16 protein-coding genes are annotated in these 18,525 nt (G+C 70.5%); 10 read left to right on the top strand and 6 right to left on the bottom strand.

Going from position 1 to position 18,525, the window contains the following annotated elements; genetic code table 11:
* Positions 1 to 79: 79 nt before the first annotated feature.
* Positions 80 to 2,854, bottom strand: a complete 2,775-nt coding sequence (locus ABZ880_RS11385; protein ID WP_361260187.1) for a penicillin acylase family protein — start codon at positions 2,852 to 2,854, stop codon at positions 80 to 82.
* 229 nt (positions 2,855 to 3,083) lie between these two features.
* Here ABZ880_RS11385 and ABZ880_RS11380 point away from each other — a divergent pair, with 229 nt between their 5' ends.
* The 6 genes from ABZ880_RS11380 (at position 3,084) to mscL (ending at position 8,824) form a co-directional block, all read left to right on the top strand.
* Positions 3,084 to 4,619 (top strand): potassium/proton antiporter, encoded by a 1,536-nt coding sequence (locus ABZ880_RS11380; protein WP_361260532.1) that lies wholly within the window; start codon positions 3,084 to 3,086, stop codon positions 4,617 to 4,619.
* A 299-nt stretch (positions 4,620 to 4,918) separates the two neighbouring features.
* The gene (locus ABZ880_RS11375) at positions 4,919 to 6,181 is read left to right on the top strand and encodes an MFS transporter (protein ID WP_361260185.1); all 1,263 of its coding nucleotides are present in this window, start codon (positions 4,919 to 4,921) and stop codon (positions 6,179 to 6,181) included.
* 67 nt (positions 6,182 to 6,248) lie between these two features.
* The gene (locus ABZ880_RS11370) at positions 6,249 to 6,566 is read left to right on the top strand and encodes an FmdB family zinc ribbon protein (protein WP_361260183.1); all 318 of its coding nucleotides are present in this window, start codon (positions 6,249 to 6,251) and stop codon (positions 6,564 to 6,566) included.
* 97 nt (positions 6,567 to 6,663) lie between these two features.
* A complete protein-coding gene (locus tag ABZ880_RS11365; protein ID WP_361260181.1) occupies positions 6,664 to 7,497 on the top strand; it encodes an S-methyl-5'-thioadenosine phosphorylase in 834 nt (277 codons plus the stop codon).
* 193 nt (positions 7,498 to 7,690) lie between these two features.
* The gene (locus tag ABZ880_RS11360) at positions 7,691 to 8,236 is read left to right on the top strand and encodes a hypothetical protein (protein ID WP_361260179.1); all 546 of its coding nucleotides are present in this window, start codon (positions 7,691 to 7,693) and stop codon (positions 8,234 to 8,236) included.
* 117 nt (positions 8,237 to 8,353) lie between these two features.
* Entirely contained in the window at positions 8,354 to 8,824 is a 471-nt protein-coding gene (mscL, locus tag ABZ880_RS11355; protein WP_361260177.1) for a large conductance mechanosensitive channel protein MscL, read from the top strand.
* Positions 8,825 to 8,843: 19 nt separating this feature from the next.
* Here the strand turns inward: mscL and ABZ880_RS11350 are convergent, their stop codons facing one another.
* Positions 8,844 to 9,026 (bottom strand): hypothetical protein, encoded by a 183-nt coding sequence (locus ABZ880_RS11350; RefSeq protein ID WP_361260175.1) that lies wholly within the window; start codon positions 9,024 to 9,026, stop codon positions 8,844 to 8,846.
* Between the two features lie 140 nt (positions 9,027 to 9,166).
* Here ABZ880_RS11350 and ABZ880_RS11345 point away from each other — a divergent pair, with 140 nt between their 5' ends.
* From ABZ880_RS11345 to ABZ880_RS11330, 4 genes are all read left to right on the top strand, one after another.
* Positions 9,167 to 10,423, top strand: a complete 1,257-nt coding sequence (locus ABZ880_RS11345; protein WP_361260173.1) for a low temperature requirement protein A — start codon at positions 9,167 to 9,169, stop codon at positions 10,421 to 10,423.
* Positions 10,424 to 10,462: 39 nt separating this feature from the next.
* Positions 10,463 to 11,491 (top strand): P1 family peptidase, encoded by a 1,029-nt coding sequence (locus ABZ880_RS11340; RefSeq protein WP_361260171.1) that lies wholly within the window; start codon positions 10,463 to 10,465, stop codon positions 11,489 to 11,491.
* A 173-nt stretch (positions 11,492 to 11,664) separates the two neighbouring features.
* The gene (locus ABZ880_RS11335) at positions 11,665 to 12,888 is read left to right on the top strand and encodes an Ig-like domain-containing protein (protein WP_361260169.1); all 1,224 of its coding nucleotides are present in this window, start codon (positions 11,665 to 11,667) and stop codon (positions 12,886 to 12,888) included.
* A gap of 177 nt (positions 12,889 to 13,065) precedes the next feature.
* On the top strand, positions 13,066 to 13,812 hold the full coding sequence (locus ABZ880_RS11330) for a DUF6227 family protein (RefSeq protein ID WP_361260167.1): 747 nt from the start codon (positions 13,066 to 13,068) through the stop codon (positions 13,810 to 13,812).
* A gap of 30 nt (positions 13,813 to 13,842) precedes the next feature.
* On the opposite strand, the gene ABZ880_RS11325 is transcribed toward ABZ880_RS11330, so the two are convergent.
* From ABZ880_RS11325 to ABZ880_RS11310, 4 genes are all read right to left on the bottom strand, one after another.
* Complete coding sequence (locus ABZ880_RS11325) at positions 13,843 to 14,100, bottom strand: hypothetical protein (RefSeq protein WP_361260165.1); 258 nt, start codon at positions 14,098 to 14,100, stop codon at positions 13,843 to 13,845.
* Between the two features lie 191 nt (positions 14,101 to 14,291).
* Positions 14,292 to 16,382, bottom strand: coding sequence for a fructose-specific PTS transporter subunit EIIC (locus ABZ880_RS11320; protein WP_361260163.1), 2,091 nt, complete (start codon positions 16,380 to 16,382; stop codon positions 14,292 to 14,294).
* A gap of 238 nt (positions 16,383 to 16,620) precedes the next feature.
* On the bottom strand, positions 16,621 to 17,568 hold the full coding sequence (pfkB, locus tag ABZ880_RS11315) for a 1-phosphofructokinase (RefSeq protein WP_361260161.1): 948 nt from the start codon (positions 17,566 to 17,568) through the stop codon (positions 16,621 to 16,623).
* Positions 17,565 to 18,326: a DeoR/GlpR family DNA-binding transcription regulator gene (locus tag ABZ880_RS11310; RefSeq protein WP_361260159.1), complete on the bottom strand. Its 762-nt coding sequence runs from the start codon at positions 18,324 to 18,326 to the stop codon at positions 17,565 to 17,567. The genes pfkB and ABZ880_RS11310 overlap by 4 nt, the downstream gene beginning before the upstream one ends.
* Between the last annotated feature and the right edge of the window lie 199 nt (positions 18,327 to 18,525).

Below are 18,525 nucleotides of genomic sequence, written 5' to 3'. Positions count from 1 at the left end.
GCTCTCCCCGAGGCCGCTCTCATGGAAAGTGCCCTCCACGCGTGCGTGGAGGGCACTTTCGTCAACTCGCCTCAGCGGCTCACGGCTTGAGCACCAGCGTGTCGCTCGTGTTCTTGTCGACGGCCTTGTCCGAGAAGCTCCAGTCGAGCAGTTCGCCCTTGGCCCACTTGCCCGTCTGGTCGGTGTAGTGGGCGCTGTAGGCGTGCCCGGAGGCTCCGGTGAGGTTGATCCACTTCGACTTGTCGAGATCGTCGAGGTTGACCACCATCCGCATCGACGGCACCCATACGACGCCGTAGCCGCCGGCGGCGTTCCAGCCCGTGGCGTTGACCGTCGCCTCGCCGCCGCTGAGCTTCCAGGGGCCGCGGTTGAGGACGTACTTCACGATGCCCGGGCCGTCGGTGCCGAGGGTCTGGTTCTTCAGGAACAGGCGGTGCAGCCGGCCCCAGCTCCAGGTGTCGATGTCCTTGCCGAGCTTGGCCGTCAGCTCCCAACGGGCGTCGATCATGGCGCGCTTGAACAGATCGTCGCGGTTGTCGCTCGCGCCCGGCCGGGTGAGCGACTTGGGCGTGGTCCACCAGTCGCTCTTCGGGTCGTCCATGAGGTTGCGCACGACCTCGAACCAGCGGTCGCCGCCGTCCGGCTGCGCCTGGTCGGCGTCGCGCTCACCGCACTCGCGGACCTTGTTGGTCGCGTCCGCGGGCCCGGTGGTGGTGACGGGGTCGACCCACAGGCACTGGCCCTTGACGCGCAGTTCCTTGGGCAGCTTGTTGCCGAAGGCGAGCTTGAGGATGTTGCGCCAGACCGCGTTGAAGTAGGCGGCCGCGGCCGAGTCGGCGTCCTGGGTGTAGTCCCAGCCCTCCAGGAGCTCCTGCGCCTCGCGGACGGCCTTCGCTCCGCTGGTGTCCTTGTTCTTGATGTCGATCTTCAGCAGCTTGGGCACGATCAGCTTGGCGATCTCGCTGCTGTTGTCCAGCTGCATCTGGCGCATGTCGTCCGTGGAGACCTTGCCGCCGCCCTTGATCTTCGACTCGATCAGGTCGGTGATGCGCTGGCTGCGGGTGCCGTAGCCCCAGTCCGTGGTGAGCGTGTAGGGGTAGCCCTTGCCGACCACGGCCTGGTTGGCGGTGACGATGTAGCCGCGCTCCGGGTTGTACTCGTAGGGCAGCGCGTTCTTGGGGATGTACCCGGTCCACTTGTAGCTGGAGTCCCAGCCCGGCGCGGGGATCGAGCCGTTGTCCTTCTTCGCGCGCGTGGGGATCTTTCCGGGCAGCGTGTAGCCGATGTTGGTCCTGTCGGCGTAGACCAGGTTCTGCGAGGGGACGTCGAACAGGGTGGCCGCCGAGCGGAAGTCGCTCCAGTTCGAGGCCCTGTCCATCGCGAAGACGGCGTCCATGGAGGTGCCGGGGTCGAGTGCGGTCCAGCGCAGCGCGATGCCGTAGCCGTCGCCGCGGTCCGGGGCGGCGGTGTCGACGGTGGCCTTCTTGCCGACCTTCACGAGTTCGTCGTCACGGTCGGACAGCAGGGGCATGCCGTCGGCGGTCTGGCGGACGACGATCTTCTTGGACGCGCCGCCGGCGACCTTGATGGTCTCCTCGCGGGTCTTGAAGGGCTTGACCGTGCCGTCGTACAGGTAGCCGTCGCCGCTGAGCTTCTCCAGGTAGAGGTCGGTGACGTCGACCCCGGAGTTGGTCATGCCCCAGGCGATGTTCTGGTTGTGGCCGATGACCACGCCGGGCATGCCCGCGAAGGTGTAACCCGTGACGTCGTACTGGCACTTGCTGGAGACGGTGCGGCAGTGCAGGCCCATCTGGTACCAGACGGACGGCAGCGAGGCCGACAGGTGCGGGTCGTTGGCCAGCAGCGGATGGCCGGTGATGGTGTGGTCTCCGGCGACCACCCAGGAGTTGGACCCGATGCCCTGGCCGTTCACCCCGACGGCCGTCGGGACGTTGTCCAGGACCTTGTAGAGGCCGGACAACTGACTCTGCAGGGCCGAGCCCGCCGACGACGTCGACGTGCCCGTGGCGGAGCTGGTGGACGTGCCGCCGCCGGACGTACTGCCGTTCTGCTCGAACGTCTTGGTGAGCTCGTTGTACTGGCCCTCCTGGACGATCGTCTTGTTGCGGCTGTACGGGTAGTCCGGGTACAGGTCGGCGATCTGCTTGGGGCCGAGACGGCTGGTCATCAGGGCGCGGTCGATCTCGTCCTGCATGTTGCCGCGCAGGTCCCAGGCCATCGCCTTCAGCCACGAGATCGAGTCGACCGGGGTCCACTTCGCGGGCTTGTAGTCGTTCACGAAGCCCAGGGCCGCGTACTCCAGGGAGATGTCCTTGCCGTCCTTGCCGTGCAGGTAGGCGTTGACCCCCTTGGCGTAGGCCTGGAGGTACTTCTTGGTGGAGGCCGACAACTTGGTGTCGTACTCCTTCTCCGCGACGCGGTCCCAGCCCAGGGTGCGCAGGAACTCGTCGGTCTTGACCTGGCCCTTGCCGAACATCTCCGACAGGCGCCCGGAGGTCATGTGCCGGCGCACGTCCATCTCGTAGAACCGGTCCTGCGCCTGGACGTAGCCCTGCGCCATGAACAGGTCCTCGTCCGAGGAGGCGTAGATCTGCGGGATGCCGTAGCCGTCGCGCTTGACGTCGACGGGCCCCGACAGACCGTCGAGGCTGATCGAACCCTTCGTCTGCGGGAACGAGGCACGGACGGTGCTGATGGACCAGTACGCCCCGTAGGCGATGCCGCCGATGATGGCCAGGACCAGTACCAGCACGACCAATCGGGCTTTGCGCCCCTTCTTCCTGCCGGACTTGCCGGGCTTGTCACCCGTTGTGGCGGTGGTGTTGGGGGGCATCGCTGTCCTTGCTGTCCTAACGCGAGCGGCAGGCGGTCCTGGAGTGCTGGAGCAACCATAGGCGCAGGGCCTGGAGGGCCTTGACGCGGAGTCGGGAACCAGCGCGGACGGGCGTTCGATCTTGCCTCCCGAAGCGTCAAGAAATCGTCAAGAGTTAGGTAAGGTAACGAAGTACTTGGGTGCGGAGTTCCATGACTTCGTGTCCTATGTACGTGAGCTCCCGCGCGGGATGCGTGTGAGCCAGGGAAGGGAACGGCCGCTGACTGTCCACCACCTCAACCAGCTTCTGCTCGTCTGCTCGCTCGTCCTGCTCGTCGCCGTGGCAGCGGTCCGGATCTCCTCGCGCAGCGGGCTCCCCAGCCTGCTCGTGTACCTGGGGATCGGGGTCCTCATGGGCCAGGACGGAATCGGCAACATCCACTTCAACAACGCCGAGATGACCCAGGTCATCGGGTACGCGGCTCTCGTCGTGATCCTGGCCGAAGGTGGCCTCGGCACGAAGTGGAAGGAGATCAGACCGGCCCTGCCGGCCGCCTCCGCGCTGGCGACGGTCGGGGTCGCGGTGAGCGTCGGGGTCACGGCATCGGCCGCGCACTATCTGATCGGGCTGGAGTGGCGGCAGGCGCTGATCGTCGGGGCGGTCGTCTCCTCGACGGACGCGGCGGCGGTCTTCTCGGTGCTGCGGAAAATCCCCCTCCCCGCGCGCGTGACGGGCACTCTGGAGGCCGAGTCCGGCTTCAACGACGCCCCCGTGGTCATCCTGGTGGTCGCCTTCTCCACCGCAGGGCCCGTCGAGCACTGGTATGCGCTGCTGGGCGAGATAGCCCTGGAACTGGCCATCGGCGCGGCCATCGGCCTCGCGGTGGGCTGGCTCGGCTCCTGGGGCCTCAGGCACGTGGCGCTGCCCGCCTCCGGCCTCTACCCGATCGCCGTCATGGCCATCGCCGTCACGGCGTACGCCGGGGGCGCGCTGGCACACGGGAGCGGCTTCCTCGGCGTCTACCTCGCCTCGATGGTGATGGGCAACGCCAAGCTCCCGCACTGGCCGGCCACGCGCGGGTTCGCCGACGGGCTCGGCTGGATCGCCCAGATCGGCATGTTCGTCCTGCTCGGCCTGCTGGTCACGCCGCACGAGCTCGGCGACGACGTGTGGCCCGCGCTGGTCATCGGCCTGGCGCTGACCATGGTCGCGCGCCCGCTCAGCGTGGTGCTGTGCCTGGTGCCGTTCCGGGTGCCGTGGCAGGAGCAGACCCTGATGTCCTGGGCCGGGCTGCGCGGCGCGGTCCCCATCATCCTGGCGACCATCCCGATGGTGGAGGGCGTCGACGCCAGCCGCCGCATCTTCAACATCGTCTTCGTCCTGGTCGTCGTCTACACCCTGGTCCAGGGCCCGACGCTGCCGTGGCTCGCCCGCAAGCTGCGCCTGGGCGAGGACGCCGAGGCAGCCGACCTCGGCATCGAGTCCGCCCCGCTCGAGCGGCTGCGCGGACATCTGCTGTCCGTCGCGATCCCCGAGGGTTCGAAGATGCACGGCGTCGAGGTCAACGAGCTGCGGCTGCCGGCCGGCGCCGCCGTCACCCTGGTCGTACGCGACGGAAAATCGTTTGTTCCCTTGCCCACCACGGTGCTGCGGCGCGGCGACGAACTGCTCGTCGTCGCCACGGACCCGGTACGGGACGCCGCGGAGAAGCGGCTGCGCGCGGTGGGCCACGGCGGCAAGCTGGCCGGGTGGCTCGGGACGAACGGGGCGGGCGCGGGGCTCTGAGGCGGGCAGCACTCGGGAGCGGGTGTTAACGGCAGGTTTCGCACGCTTCACACCTTTCGCAATCACAGGTGAACGCACCTCATGGTGCTCGTTTTCACAGGTACATCGGGTATCGATCCCTGTACGATGAAGGCGCACCCTGATCGAACCAACTCTGCCTGACGCAGAGCTGGCGCGACCGCACGGCGGCCGGAACGTCCTTTGCAGTGGGCCCCGGTATCTACCGCAGTTCCGCGCAAGAGGACAGCTCTCGGCGCCCCCGCACGGGCGCGCTACCAGGCGGCAGAAAGGCACGGGCCGTGGCATCCACGGTCACCTCCCGCCCAGGTTACGGACAGCTGCTGCGCACGCGCGGCGCCTGGACGTTCCTGCTCCCCGGCTTCGCGGCACGCCAGCCGTTCGCGATGCTCACCATCTCCATCGTGCTGCTGGTGCAGCACACCACCGGCTCGTACGGCGCGGCGGGCGCCGCGGCGGCCGTCACCGGCGTCTCCATGGCGCTGTTCGCGCCCTACAGCGGCCGTCTCGCCGACCGCTACGGACAGCGCGCGGTCCTGATCCCCGGTGTACTGCTGCACGCCCTGTCGGGCCTGACCCTGACCGCGCTCGCGCTGGCCCATGCACCTCTGTGGGCGCTGTTCGCGGCGGCCGTGCCGACCGGCGCCTCGGTGCCGCAGGTCGGGCCCATGGTGCGCGCCCGCTGGGGCGTGAAGCTCCAGGGCTCGCCCCTGATGACCACCGCGGCCGCCTTCGAGTCCGTCACCGACGAGCTGACCTTCGTCTTCGGCCCCTTGCTCGCCACCGCCCTGTGCACGACGGTCGCCCCGGCCGCGGGCCTGGTCACGGAGGCCGCGCTCACCCTGCTCGGCGGACTGCTGTTCGCGGCGCAGAAGAGCACGCAGCCCGCCACCGCCGTCGCCGGGCACGCGCGCGTGGAGCACACTTCCGCTCTGCGCGTCCCCGGTGTGCGCGTGCTGATCGTGGCCTTCCTCGGCATCGGCTCCGTCTTCGGCGGCATGCAGGTGTCGCTGGCCGCGTTCACCGAGTCGATCGGCGAGCCCGGTCTGAACGGTGTCCTCTACGGCGTCTTCGCCGCGGGCAACATGCTCTCCGGGATCGTCTTCGGCGCCGTCGCCTGGAAGACGGCACCGCAGCGGCGCCTGGTCGTAGGCTACGGCGCGCTCGCGCTGGTGGCCTCCGGACTGTGGGCCGCGCACTCGGTGCTCGTGATCGCCGGTCTCGGCCTCCTCGTCGGCATGTGCGTCGCGCCCGCGCTGATCACCGGCTACACGCTGGTCGAGGGCCTGGTCCCGGCCGGCGCCCGCACCGAGGCCTTCACCTGGCTGACCGGCGCGGTGGCGCTGGGCCAGGCGGCCGCCGTCACCATCGCCGGACAGCTCGAGGACCGCTTCTGGGGCGGCGCCGGATTCCTGGTGCCGATGGGCGGCACCGTGCTCGCCGCGGTGACCCTGGTGGCGCTCCGTTCACGCCTGGTGGCACGGCCGCGCAGCAGGACCGTCGCACGTGGCGTCGGTCACCGAGTGCCGGTGACGGTGGACTGATCCTCGGGAATACGTCACTATGGACCCTCGTTAGCACTCATTGAGTGAGAGTGCCAGGAGGAAGACAGTGCCCACCTACCAGTACCAGTGCACCGAGTGCGGCGAGGGCCTCGAGGCGGTGCAGAAGTTCACCGACGACGCCCTTACCGAGTGCCCCAACTGCGGTGGCCGCCTGAAGAAGGTGTTCTCCGCGGTCGGCATTGTCTTCAAGGGCTCCGGCTTCTACCGCAACGACAGCCGCGGCTCCTCGTCGAGCAGCTCGCCGGCGTCGTCGTCGAAGTCGTCGTCGACGTCCACCTCGTCGGACACCTCGTCCTCTTCGAAGTCCTCGGACTCGAAGCCGTCGAGCACCGGCACCTCCTCCAGCAGCAGCTCCGCCGCGTAGGACTCGCTCACGGGACCCTGTCGTCGTACGACGACAGGGTCTCCGGTGTTTCCGGAGCCCCTCTCGGCGCGCTGCCGGGGCCGGATACTGTGCGGCCATGGCGAACGCAGAGATCGGTGTAATCGGCGGCTCGGGCTTCTACTCGTTCCTCCAGGACGTGACCGAGGTCCAGGTGGACACCCCGTACGGCCCGCCCAGCGACTCCCTGTTCTTCGGCGAGATCGCGGGACGGCGGGTCGTCTTCCTGCCCCGCCACGGGCGCGGCCACCATCTGCCGCCGCACCGGATCAACTACCGGGCCAATCTGTGGGCACTGCGGTCGGTCGGCGTACGCCAGGTGCTCGGCCCGTGCGCGGTGGGCGGCCTGCGTCCCGAGTACGGGCCGGGCACGCTGCTGGTGCCGGACCAGCTGGTCGACCGTACGAAGTCCCGGGTGGGGACGTACTTCGACGGGCTGCCGCTGCCCGGCGGCAACGTGCCGAACGTGGTGCACGTGTCCCTGGCCGACCCCTACTGCCCCGTCGGGCGGGCGGCCGCGCTGAAGGCCGCGCGCGGGCGGGACTGGGAGCCGGTGGACGGCGGCACGCTGGTCGTGGTCGAGGGGCCGCGCTTCTCGACCCGTGCCGAATCGTTGTGGCACCAGGCGCAGGGCTGGTCCGTGGTGGGCATGACCGGCCACCCCGAGGCGGCGCTCGCCCGTGAACTGGAGCTCTGCTACGCGTCGTTGACCCTGGTCACCGACCTCGACGCGGGCGCCGAGACCGGCGAGGGCGTTTCGCACGACGAGGTGCTGCAGGTGTTCGCGGCGAACGTGGACCGGCTGCGGGGCGTGCTGTTCGACGCGGTGGCCGCGCTGCCGGCGAACGAGGACCGGGACTGCCTGTGCACGAAGGCGCTGGGCGGAATGGATCCGGGGTTCGAGCTGCCGTGACGAGGTGACGGGGCGGAGGTCGGGGGCGGAGGTCGGGGGCGGAACTTCCCGTTCGGGTGAGGGAGTTGTCCACAACCCGTCCGTCATCCACCGGCCTCGGCGGGCTTCGGCGAAAAGCCTCATCGTGGGCCTGCGAGCCCGTCGTGGGCTTGCGAGCCGACAGCCCGTCTCCTCGTCGCAGGTGGTGATCCGTATGTCCCTGTCCTCTCCGCCTCTCTTCCCCTCCCCTCCTTGTCCGCACCCGCCCGGCACCGATGCCCCCGCCCCGTGCGAGGTTCCGCACTTCGCGCCGGTGCGGGTGCGCGGCGGGCGCTTTCAACTGCAGCGGCTCGTACGGCACCGGAGGCGGGCCGTGGCGATGGGTCTCGCCGTGACCGCGGCCGCGCTGGTGGCGGCGGGCCCGCGGGACGCCGAGGGGGCGCGGGGGCATCCGGTGGCCGATCCCGTACGCAAGCACCGTGCCGTCGAGCTGGTGTCCGCGCCGGTGCGGATCGCCGACGGGGCCACGGTGCGGCTGCTGCGGCCCGGCGACCGGGTGGACGTCATCGCCGCCCAGGAGACGGCGACGGGGGGCGATGCCCGCGTGGTCGCGCGCGGGGCGCGGGTGACGAAGGTGCCGGAGCCGTTGGAGAGCGCGGCCGACAGCGGGGCGCTGGTGGTGCTCTCGGTGCCTCGTACGGCTGCGGCGCGGCTGGCCGGAGCGGGCGCGACGGCACGGTTGGCGGTGACGCTTTGCTGAGCCTCGTACCGTCAAGTTCCCCTTTCGAACCACCCCATTGGACAGAGCGCGCTCGTGTTGACGTAGGTTGCGGAGCTGTTTGTTCCACAACATGCGCGCGCGAGAAGAGGCCCCGAGGTGAGCGAGAAGAAGGAACCGAGCATCTGGCAGGGCTTCAAGGCCTTCCTGATGCGCGGGAACGTCGTCGATCTGGCGGTGGCGGTGGTCATCGGCGCCGCCTTCACCAACATCGTGAACTCGCTGGTGAAGGGGATCATCAACCCGCTGATCGGAGCGATCGGCACGAAGAACCTCGACAACTACGCCTACTGCCTCAAGGACCCGTGCAAGGGAACCGGCGACAGCGCGACGGGTGTGCGGATCCTGTGGGGCTCCGTCCTCGGTGCCACCCTCACCTTCGTGATCACCGCGGCCGTCGTCTACTTCCTGATGGTGCTGCCCATGTCGAAGTACCTCGCCCGCGTGGAGGCCCGCCGCAAGGCGCGGGAGGGCGCGCACGAGGTGCTCGAGGTGACGGAGCTGGAGGTGCTCAAGGAGATCCGCGACGAGCTGGTCGCGCAGCGTGGGGCCGGGCGCAACGAGCGGTAGCGGCAGCGGGGCGCGCGGCTCAGAGGTGGTGGGGCGGCTTCTCGTCGAGGAAGCGCTTCAGGTCGGCCGCGGAGTCGCCGTCGGAGCCCGGCCGCTCGCCCCAGCCGCGGTCGGTGTCGTCCGAGGTCTGCTGGTCCAGCGGGTCGTCGAAGATCAGCGCAGGCTTCGGGGCGCGCGGCTCGGGGGCGGGGGCGGAGGTCATGCGTCCAGGGTACGGCCAGGCAGGTGCGGGGCAGGCGGGTCGCGCCGGTGACTCCCACCGCATGCAGACCGTGCGCCGCGAGAGCGGACCGTGGGTGCCTGCAAGGGAATTCCCGCGGGATATCTGCTGTGCTTGGACCCATGACGACCAGCTCGACTCCGCCTCCCGCGTCCTCCGGCAGACCCGCGGGCCGCAGACCGCTGCGCAGGCTCACGGCCCGGGGCCGCGACGAGGCGCACCGCGTGGCCTCGCCGCTCGAGCTCTTCTTCGACCTGTGCTTCGTCGTGGCCATCGCCCAGGCGGGCGTCCAGCTGGTGCACGCCGTGGCCGAGGGGCACGCGGGCGAGGGGATCCTCAACTACGCGATGGTGTTCTTCGCCATCTGGTGGGCGTGGATGAACTTCACCTGGTTCGCCTCGGCGTACGACAACGACGACGTGCTCTACCGGGTCGTGACGCTGGTCCAGGTCGCCGGGGTGCTGGTACTGGCGGCCGGGGTCTCGCAGGCGTTCGAGGAGCACGAGTTCCTGGCCGTCTGGCTGGGCTACATGATCATGCGGGTCGCCATGACGGCGCAGTGGCTGCGTGCGGCGCGGTCGACCGAGGGCGCCGAGCGAACGATGGCGCTGCGGTATGCGGCGGGCGTATCGCTGTGCATGGTCGGCTGGCTGGGGCTGGTGGTGCTGCCGGAGGACGCCCGGCCGTGGGTCTTCCTCGTGATGGCGGTCCTGGAGATGTGTGTGCCGCCGTACGCGGAGAAGGACCACCCCACGTCCTGGCACCCGCACCACATCTCCGAGCGGTACGGGCTGTTCACGATCATCGTGCTCGGCGAGACCATCGCGGCGGCCACCGTCGCCGTGAAGTCGGGCGTCGAAGAGAACGACGCCCTGGCCGATCTGCTGCCGATCGCGGCGGGCGGACTGCTGATCATCTTCGCCGCCTGGTGGATCTACTTCGTGGTGCCGATCCACGGCCATCTGCGCTCCAACCGGCAGGCCTTCCTGTGGGGTTACGGCCACTACCTGATCTTCTCCTCGGCCGCCGCCATCGGGGCGGGGCTGGAGGTGGCCGTGGAGCAGGCGGTCGGCAAGGCGCACATCTCCACGCTGGCCGCGTCGGCCGCGGTGACCCTGCCGACGGCACTGTTCCTGCTCACGGTCTGGGGGCTGCACTCCCGCTTCTACAAGGTGGGCATCGCCCAGCAACTGGTGCTGCCGACCACGGCGTTGCTGGTGATCGTCTGCACGTTCCTCGGCGGCTGGGCGGTGTTCGCGGCGGGCATCGTGTCGGCGCTGGCGGTGGCGACGGGCACGACACTGACGGCGCGCATGGTCGCCCGGGAGCGCGGCACGAGCGGGTCGAGCGGGGAGCGCGCGACGAGTCCGGTCGCCTGACCGGGGCGCTCGCACGGCGGGCCGGGCGAGACTGGGGGCATGACAAATGACGCATTGACCGACGTCACCGGAGTGCGGGTGGGGCACGCGACGCGCACCGGCAGCGGTTGGCTCACCGGCACCACGGTCGTCCTCGCACCGGAGGGCGGCGCCGTCGCCGCCGTGGACGTGCGCGGCGGCGGTCCCGGCACCAAGGAGACCGACGCCCTGGACCCGCGCAACGTCGTGCAGAAGGTCGAGGCGATCGTGCTGACCGGTGGCAGCGCGTACGGGCTCGACTCGGCGTCCGGGGTGATGGCCTGGCTGGAGGAGCAGGGGCGCGGCGTGCGCGTCGGCCAGGACCCGACGCACGTCGTGCCGGTGGTGCCCGCCGCCTGCGTCTTCGACCTGGGCCGGGGCGGCGACTTCCGGGCGCGGCCCGACGCGGCCACCGGCCGGGCCGCGGTCGAGGCGGCCGCGGCGAGCGCGGTCGGGGCGCGGCTGCGGGAGGGCTGCGTGGGCGCCGGCACGGGAGCCGTCGTGGGGGCGATGAAGGGCGGGGTCGGCACCGCGAGCACCGTTCTGGGCTCGGGGATCACGGTGGCCGCGCTGGTGGTGGCCAACGGGGTGGGGTCGGTGACGGATCCGGAAACGGGGGCTCTGTACGGGGAGTTGCTCCAAGGGCGGGTGACATACCCGGAGGCGCAGGTGCACGAGGCCGCTCGCCGGCGCCTCACGGAGACCTCGGCGAAGAACGCGCGCCCGCCGCTGAACACCACGCTCGCCGTGGTCGCCACCGACGCGGACCTGTCGAAGGCGCAGGCGCAGAAGGTGGCCGGTACGGCGCACGACGGCATCGCGCGGGCCGTGCGGCCGGTGCACATGCTCAACGACGGCGACACGGTGTTCGCGCTGGCCACCGGAGCACGGCAGCTCGACGCCGAGCACCCCCTCGCGCTGAACGACATCCTCGAGGCGGGCGCGGACCTGGTGACCCGCGCGATCGTGCGCGCGGTGCATGCCGCCGAGTCGGTGGACGGGCCGGGCGGAGTGTGGCCGTCGTACGGGGAGTTGTACGGGCGCAGGTAACAGAGGAGTTGTACCGGCCCAGGTAACAACCGAGCTGCATCCGTGGGCGATTGTCCCGGTTCTGTCACGTGATCGCGTTCATGAGGGACGGAGGGAACCTCACGGGCCGTCCCGTCCCTCTTTCCCCACGCACTGGAACGGACCACGCACATCACACGAACCTGGAGCAGCCCGTGACAACGCCGGACATAGCAGCGCGGCGCGCACTGGGGGCCTGTGCCGCCCTGATGGTCGGCGCCCTCACCCTGACCGCCTGCGGCGGCAACGCCAACGCCGACTCCACCATCGACGGCAAGGACGGCAAGGGCTCGGCCAAGACGTCCACGGCGAAGATCGTCATCTCGGCGAAGGACGGCTCGACCTCCGCGTCGATCAACACGACCGGCGTGAAGGTCAGCGACGGCAAGCTGACCGACGTGAAGATGACGGTGGCGGGGACGGGACAGGCCGTACCGGGCTCGATATCCGCGAACGGCGGCGCGTGGAAGCCGAAGGAGCAGCTGGAGCGCGGGACGAAGTACCAGATCTCGGCGACCGCGAAGGACGCGAGCGGCAAGACCGCCGCCGCCAACTCGATCTTCACGACGGTCACTTCGGCCAACAGCTTCATCGGGACGTACACGCCCGACAACGGCACCACGGTCGGCGTCGGAATGCCGGTGTCGTTCAACTTCGACAAGGTCATCAGCGACAAGAAGGCCGTGCAGTCGCACATCACCGTCACCTCCAGCAGCGGCCAGAAGGTGGTCGGGCACTGGTTCGGCTCGCAGCGGCTGGACTTCCGGCCCGAGGAGTACTGGAAGGCCGGCTCCAAGGTCACGATGAACATCGACCTGGACGGCGTCCAGGGCGCGAACGGCGCCTACGGCGTGCAGAAGAAGACCGTCACCTTCACCATCGGGCGCTCACAGGTCTCCACGGTCGACGTGAACACGCAGACCATGACGGTCGTGCGGGACGGCAAGACCCTCAAGTCGGTGCCGATCTCGTCGGGCGCCCCGGACCACACGACGTACAACGGGCAGATGGTGATCTCCGAGAAGTTCGTGCAGACCCGCATGAACAGCCGGACGGTCGGTCTGGGCGGCGAGTACGACATCCCGGACGTGCCGCACGCGATGCGCCTGACGACCTCGGGCACCTTCATCCACGGCAACTACTGGTACAACAAGGGCAATCCACCCTTCGGCCGCACCGGCACCAGCCACGGCTGCGTGGGCCTCGCGGACGTACAGGGTGCACAGGGCGCCACCAACGCCAAGTGGTTCTACGACAACTCACTCATCGGCGACGTCGTGATCGTGAAGAACTCCCCCGACAAGACGGTCTCCCCCGACAACGGGCTGAACGGCTGGAACATGTCGTGGAGCCAGTGGACGGCGGGAAGCGCCGCTTGATCGTCTCAAGGGCTGCATGAACAGCGGGTTCTGACAGTTCGTCGGGCCGCGTGGGAACATCTCACGCGGCCCGCTCGTTTTCTGTGCGTACGTTTTCTCGGTTCCCGGACATGATGTCCGACCGAGGGGCTACGGTATGCACCCACAAGGTGACATGCAGCAACGCCGGGAGAAACCTTGAGCGTTCCGTACGAGACGGCAGCGTACGAACCACCCGAGTCGCCCGAGTCTCCGGAGGAGCACCTCGCGCGGCTCCTCGGCCGTGCCCTGAACTCCTTCGAGCTGCCGGACGAGACCATACGGCGGCTGGACTGCGCGCTGGCGCACGACAGCTCACTGCACTCCGCGCACCACAGCGCGGGGATGCACCGCGAGACGTACCGGCACACCTGGCTGCTCGTCGACGGCTCGGCGCTCACGCTGTGGGAGCTCGTGCACAACACCGCGCCGGGCAGCGCCGCTCAGCACGAGGTGTATGTCGACGAGGAGGAGCTGCGCACCGCCACCGCGCGCTTGCCCCTGCCGCCGGACGCGCCGGACTTCGAGCTGCCGGTGACGGTGCAGCTGTCGCCGATCCCCGCGCCTCGGCATGCGTATGCGCCGGACGACTCGGCGGACCACGCGCGCCGGCTGCTGCGCCGCGCGGAGAACCCGGACGGGCCGGGCGCGGAGACCGCCGCCCTGCTGGCGACGGCGTTCGCGCACCAGATCACGCAGGCCTTCGGCCGCCCCTGCCGCGCGGGGCGCGCCGGGCTGTGCTTCTCGCTCTACGAGCACGCGTTCCTGCTGCGCGACGGCGAGGAGGTCTCCCTCTGGGAGGTCGAGCACACGGCGACGCCGGACGGCCGGCACATGTGCGAGGTCTACGTCAGCGAGGACGCGGCCCGGGACGCGATGGAGCGCCGGGCGGCGCAGGTTTCCTGACGCGCCCGAGCCCCTCCGCCGCGCGGTCTCTCAGCGGCCGTCGCTGAGCCGTTGTACGAGACCCGCGAACGCGTCCCGCTCCGCCGCGCTCAGCTCGACGGATTCCAGTGGGGGCGCGGACCGGCGCTGGCGCGGGAGGGCGCTCAGGGGCCGGCCGTTCGGCCACAGGACCAACCCGAAGTGGCCGCGGCGCGCGAGGCTGATCAGGCCGAACACCCAGACGGCGGCGGTGAGGGCGAGAATCACCACGCCCATCGACTGGAAGACCGAGACGTGCTCATCAGGCATGCGTTCCAGTAGACACCACGGTCCGGGACTTTGGTCCCGGACCGTGACGTATCTCGCAGTCCTGACAGGTGCCGCACTTGCCGCCAACTTGCAGTGATCAACTCACAGCGCGCCAAAAGGACATGCGGTCGGCCGTGGCCCCACCCGCGGGACCACGGCCGACCGTCATGCGATGTGCGGCATTTCGCCGGTTACGCCGCCACCGGCTGCTTCGCCTCGGCCGTCGCCGCGGCCGTGCCGTCCGCCGTACCGGCGCCGACGGCGCCCGGGGCCGGCTTGCGCATGCCCTTCAGGACCACCACCAGGGCGGTGCTGACGCACACGCCGACCGCGATGGCGATCAGATAGAGGAAGGCGTTGCCGATCAGCGGGACCACGAAGATGCCGCCGTGCGGGGCGCGCAGGGTGGCGCCGAAGAGCATCGACAGGGAGCCGGTGATCGCACCGCCCACCATCGCGGACGGGATGACGCGCAGCGGGTCGGCCGCGGCGAACGGGATCGCGCCCTCGGAGATGAAGGAGGCGCCGAGGACCCAGGCGGCCTTGCCGTTCTCCCGCTCGGTCTGCGTGAAGAGCTTGCCGCGGACCGTGGTGGCCAGCGCCATCGCCAGCGGCGGGACCATACCGGCGGCCATGACCGCGGCCATGATCTTCATCGCGGAGTCGCTCGGGTTGGAGACCGCGATACCGGCGGTGGCGAAGGTGTACGCGACCTTGTTGACGGGGCCGCCGAGGTCGAAGCACATCATCAGGCCGAGCAGGGCGCCGAGCAGGAGGGCGTTGGAGCCGGACAGGCCGTTCAGCCAGTCGGTCATGCCCTTCTGTGCGGAGGCGATGGGCTTGCCCACGACGACGAACATCAGGAACCCGACGATCGCCGAGGAGATCAGCGGGATCACCACCACCGGCATGATGCCGCGCAGCACCGGCGGGATGTTGATCTTCTGGATCGCCATCACCACACCGCCGGCCAGCAGACCGGCGACCAGACCGCCGAGGAAGCCCGCGCTGATCGTGGACGCGATCATGCCGCCCACGAAGCCGGGTACGAGGCCCGGCCTGTCGGCCATGCCGTATGCGATGTAGCCCGCCAGGACCGGGACCAGGAAGCCGAAGGCCACGGCACCGATCTGGAACATCAGGGCGGCCCAGCTGTCGGTCTGCGTCCACACGAAGTGGTCCATGACCGAGGGCGCCGACTTGATCTTGTAGCCGCCGATCGCGAAGCCGAGGGCGATCAGCAGACCACCGGCCGCGACGAACGGGACCATGTAGCTCACGCCGGACATCAGCCACTTGCGGAGCTTGGTGCCGTAGCCCTCGCCGGACTCACCGGCGCGCTCGACCGGCGTGCCCGCGCCCGAGGGGGCGCCCGAGGTCACCTCACCGCGCTCGGCCTTGCCGCGCACCTCGGTGATCAACTCGCCGGGCCGGTTGATGCCCGCCTTCACGCCGACGTCGACGGTCGGCTTGCCGGCGAAGCGGTCCTTCTCCCGTACGGGGACGTCGTGCGCGAAGATCACGCCGTCCGCCTCGGCGATGACGGCCGGGTCGAGCCGGGTGAAGCCGGCCGAGCCCTGGGTCTCGACGACGACCTCGACGCCCGCCTCGCGGCCCGCGTTCTCCAGCGACTCGGCCGCCATGTACGTGTGGGCGATGCCGGTCGGACAGGAGGTGACGGCGACGATGCGGAAGGGGCGCTCCTCGGAGGCGGGGGCGCCCGACGCCGGGGCGGACGCGTCGTCGACGCTCGCGCCCGGCGCCGGGGCCGTGCTGCCCGCTGCGGCTTCGGAGGAGGCCGCCTCCGAAGCCGCAGCGGAGTCTTCGGGGCCGGCCGCCGGCTCGTCGCCGCGGATCAGCGCGGCCGCGGCCGCCGCGTCGCCCACCGAGCGCAGTGCGTCGGTGAACTCGGCGTTCATCAGCTGCCGGGCCAGCGACGAGAGGATCGTCAGGTGGGCGTCGTCGGCGCCGGCGGGCGCGGCGATCAGGAAGATCAGGTCGGCGGGACCGTCCGCCGCGCCGAAGTCGATCCCGGCCGCGCTGCGCCCGAAGGCGAGCGTCGGCTCGGTGACGTGCTCGCTGCGGCAGTGCGGGATGCCGATGCCGCCGTCGAGGCCGGTGGGCATCTGTGCCTCGCGGGCGGCCACGTCGGCGAGGAAGCCGTCCAGGTCGGTCACCCGGCCCAGGGCCACCATGCGCTCGGCGAGGGCGCGCGCCGCCGCCTCTTTGGTTTCGGCGGACAGGTCGAGATCGACCAGGTCCGCGGTGATCATGTCGCTCATCGCGGGCTCCTTCGCACGCGTATCGCCCGGGGCGTGGGGTGGGCGGGGGTGGGGACGGGGGTGCAGTGGGGGGTGGGGCATTCGGTGCCGGAGGAGGCGGGGCCGGGGAAACCCCGCCTCCCGAGGGCGGCAGGACGGCTCAGGTGGCCCTGCCTCCCGTCGGCGGCGGCGAGTAACGGGGTGCCTCGCCGCTTCGGGGCCGGTCCGGACGGCATGAGGCCGGACAATACGGGATACGTCATGACACCGGCTCCTCGAGTACGCGGTCCACCGGTACGTCGCTGGTCACGGTCACGGCGGCCGGGTCCAGGTCGGCCGGAGTCGGCATCACACTGCCGGGCAGCTGGACGGCCGCCGCGCCGTGCGCGACCGCGGAGGCCAGCGCCTCCGGTCCGGTGCCGCCCGCGATCAGGAAACCGGCGAGCGAGGAGTCGCCGGCGCCCACATTGCTGCGTACGACATCGACGCGCGCGCTGCCGAACCAGGCGCCCGCGTCGTCCACGAGCAGCTGCCCGTCGGCGCCCAGGCTCGCGAGCACGGCGCGCGCGCCCATCTCGCGCAGCTCCTCGGCCGCCTTCACCGCGTCGCCCACGGTGAACAGGGGGCGCCCGACGGCCTCCGCGAGCTCCTCGGCGTTCGGCTTCACCACGTCGGGCCGCTCGCGCAGCGCCTCCAGCAGTGCGGGCCCGGAGGTGTCCAGGGCGATCCGGGCGCCCGCGGCGTGCGCACGCGCGACGAGGTCGGCGTACCAGGCCGGTGCGAGGCCCCGCGGCAGGCTGCCGCAGCAGGCGATCCAGGACGCGTCGCGCGAGTGCTTGCGCACCGTCTCCAGGAGCAACTCCTGCTCCGCCGCCGACAGTTCGGGACCCGGTGCGTTGATCTTCGTGAGCACCCCGTCCGCCTCCGCGAGCGCGATGTTCGAGCGGGTGGCCCCGGCGACCGGGACCGGCGCGACCTCGATGCCCTGCGCGTCGAGCAGATCGGCGACGAGCGCGCCCGGCGCACCACCGAGGGGCAGAACCGCGACCGTGCGCTGCCCCGCGGCCGTGACGGCTCGCGAGACGTTGACGCCCTTGCCGCCCGGGTCCATGCGTTCGCCGGTGGCCCGGATGACCTCGCCGCGCTCCAGCGACGGAATCTCGTACGTACGGTCCAGGGACGGGTTCGGGGTGACGGTGAGGATCATGCGCGCACTACTTCCGTGCCCCCGCGCTCGATGGCGGTGGCGTCTTCTGGGCTCAGCCCGCTGTCGGTGATCAGCAGGTCCACGTCGCTCAGGTCGCCGAAGCGGGCGAAGTGCTCCTGGCCGTGCTTGGAGGAGTCCGCGAGCAGCACGACACGGCGGGCCGCGGCGACCGCCGCGCGCTTCACCGCGGCCTCGGCGAGGTCAGGGGTGGTCAGGCCGTGGTCGGCGGAGAAGCCGTTGGCCGCTATGAACAGGAGGTCCGCCCGGATCTCGGCGTACGCACGCAGCGCCCAGGCGTCCACGGCGGCGCGCGTACGGTGCCGTACCCGCCCGCCGACGAGGTGGAGCTGGATGCCGGGGTGGTCCGCGAGGCGGGCCGCGATCGGCAGGCTGTGCGTGACGACGGTGAGCGAGGTGTCCAGGGGCAGTGCGGCGGCGAGACGGGCGACGGTGGTGCCCGCGTCGAGGATCATCGTGCCCTCGTTCGGCAGTTCCGTGCGGGCCGCCTTGGCGATGCGGTCCTTCTCGTCCGCGGAGGTGGACTCGCGCTCGGCGAGGTCCGGCTCGAAGTCGAGGCGGCCGACCGGAATGGCACCGCCGTGCACCCTGCGGACGAGGCCCGCGCGGTCGAGGGCCTTCAGGTCCCGGCGGATCGTCTCCGCGGTCACCTGGAACTCCTCGGCCAGCGACACCACGTCCACCCGGCCGCCGTCACGGGCGAGCCGGAGGATCTCCTGCTGCCGCTCCGGTGCGTACATGTCCGTTCGCCTCCGACCTGTGCCCGAACTTGTGGTTTCAATCGGAGGCTACGCCCGGATTTCCGGAAAGTAAACAGGTTCGGGCACGATCGGGCATGAACGGGCATCCGACCTGGGCATGAACGGACTTCCTGCCCGGCTTCCACAGGCGCGAACCGGTCTCCCCAGCACGAAGAAGGGCCCGGCACCCATGTGCCGG

This window comes from Streptomyces sp. NPDC047043, from assembly GCF_040644055.1.
Classification (GTDB): Bacteria; Actinomycetota; Actinomycetes; order Streptomycetales; family Streptomycetaceae; genus Streptomyces.
This window is presented reverse-complemented; position numbering and strand designations above follow the sequence as displayed.

What these genes read in the sequence shown, in the direction of transcription:
- ABZ880_RS11360 (WP_361260179.1), top strand. Translation starts at nt 7,691, where the DNA reads ATGTCCCTGTCCTCTCCGCCTCTCTTCCCCTCCCCTCCTTGTCCGCAC.
- ABZ880_RS11320 (WP_361260163.1), bottom strand. Translation starts at nt 16,382, where the DNA reads ATGAGCGACATGATCACCGCGGACCTGGTCGATCTCGACCTGTCCGCC.
- ABZ880_RS11310 (WP_361260159.1), bottom strand. Translation starts at nt 18,326, where the DNA reads ATGTACGCACCGGAGCGGCAGCAGGAGATCCTCCGGCTCGCCCGTGAC.
- ABZ880_RS11350 (WP_361260175.1), bottom strand. Translation starts at nt 9,026, where the DNA reads ATGACCTCCGCCCCCGCCCCCGAGCCGCGCGCCCCGAAGCCTGCGCTG.
- ABZ880_RS11365 (WP_361260181.1), top strand. Translation starts at nt 6,664, where the DNA reads ATGGCGAACGCAGAGATCGGTGTAATCGGCGGCTCGGGCTTCTACTCG.
- ABZ880_RS11325 (WP_361260165.1), bottom strand. Translation starts at nt 14,100, where the DNA reads ATGCCTGATGAGCACGTCTCGGTCTTCCAGTCGATGGGCGTGGTGATT.
- ABZ880_RS11385 (WP_361260187.1), bottom strand. Translation starts at nt 2,854, where the DNA reads ATGCCCCCCAACACCACCGCCACAACGGGTGACAAGCCCGGCAAGTCC.
- pfkB (WP_361260161.1), bottom strand. Translation starts at nt 17,568, where the DNA reads ATGATCCTCACCGTCACCCCGAACCCGTCCCTGGACCGTACGTACGAG.
- ABZ880_RS11380 (WP_361260532.1), top strand. Translation starts at nt 3,084, where the DNA reads ATGCGTGTGAGCCAGGGAAGGGAACGGCCGCTGACTGTCCACCACCTC.
- ABZ880_RS11345 (WP_361260173.1), top strand. Translation starts at nt 9,167, where the DNA reads ATGACGACCAGCTCGACTCCGCCTCCCGCGTCCTCCGGCAGACCCGCG.
- ABZ880_RS11340 (WP_361260171.1), top strand. Translation starts at nt 10,463, where the DNA reads ATGACAAATGACGCATTGACCGACGTCACCGGAGTGCGGGTGGGGCAC.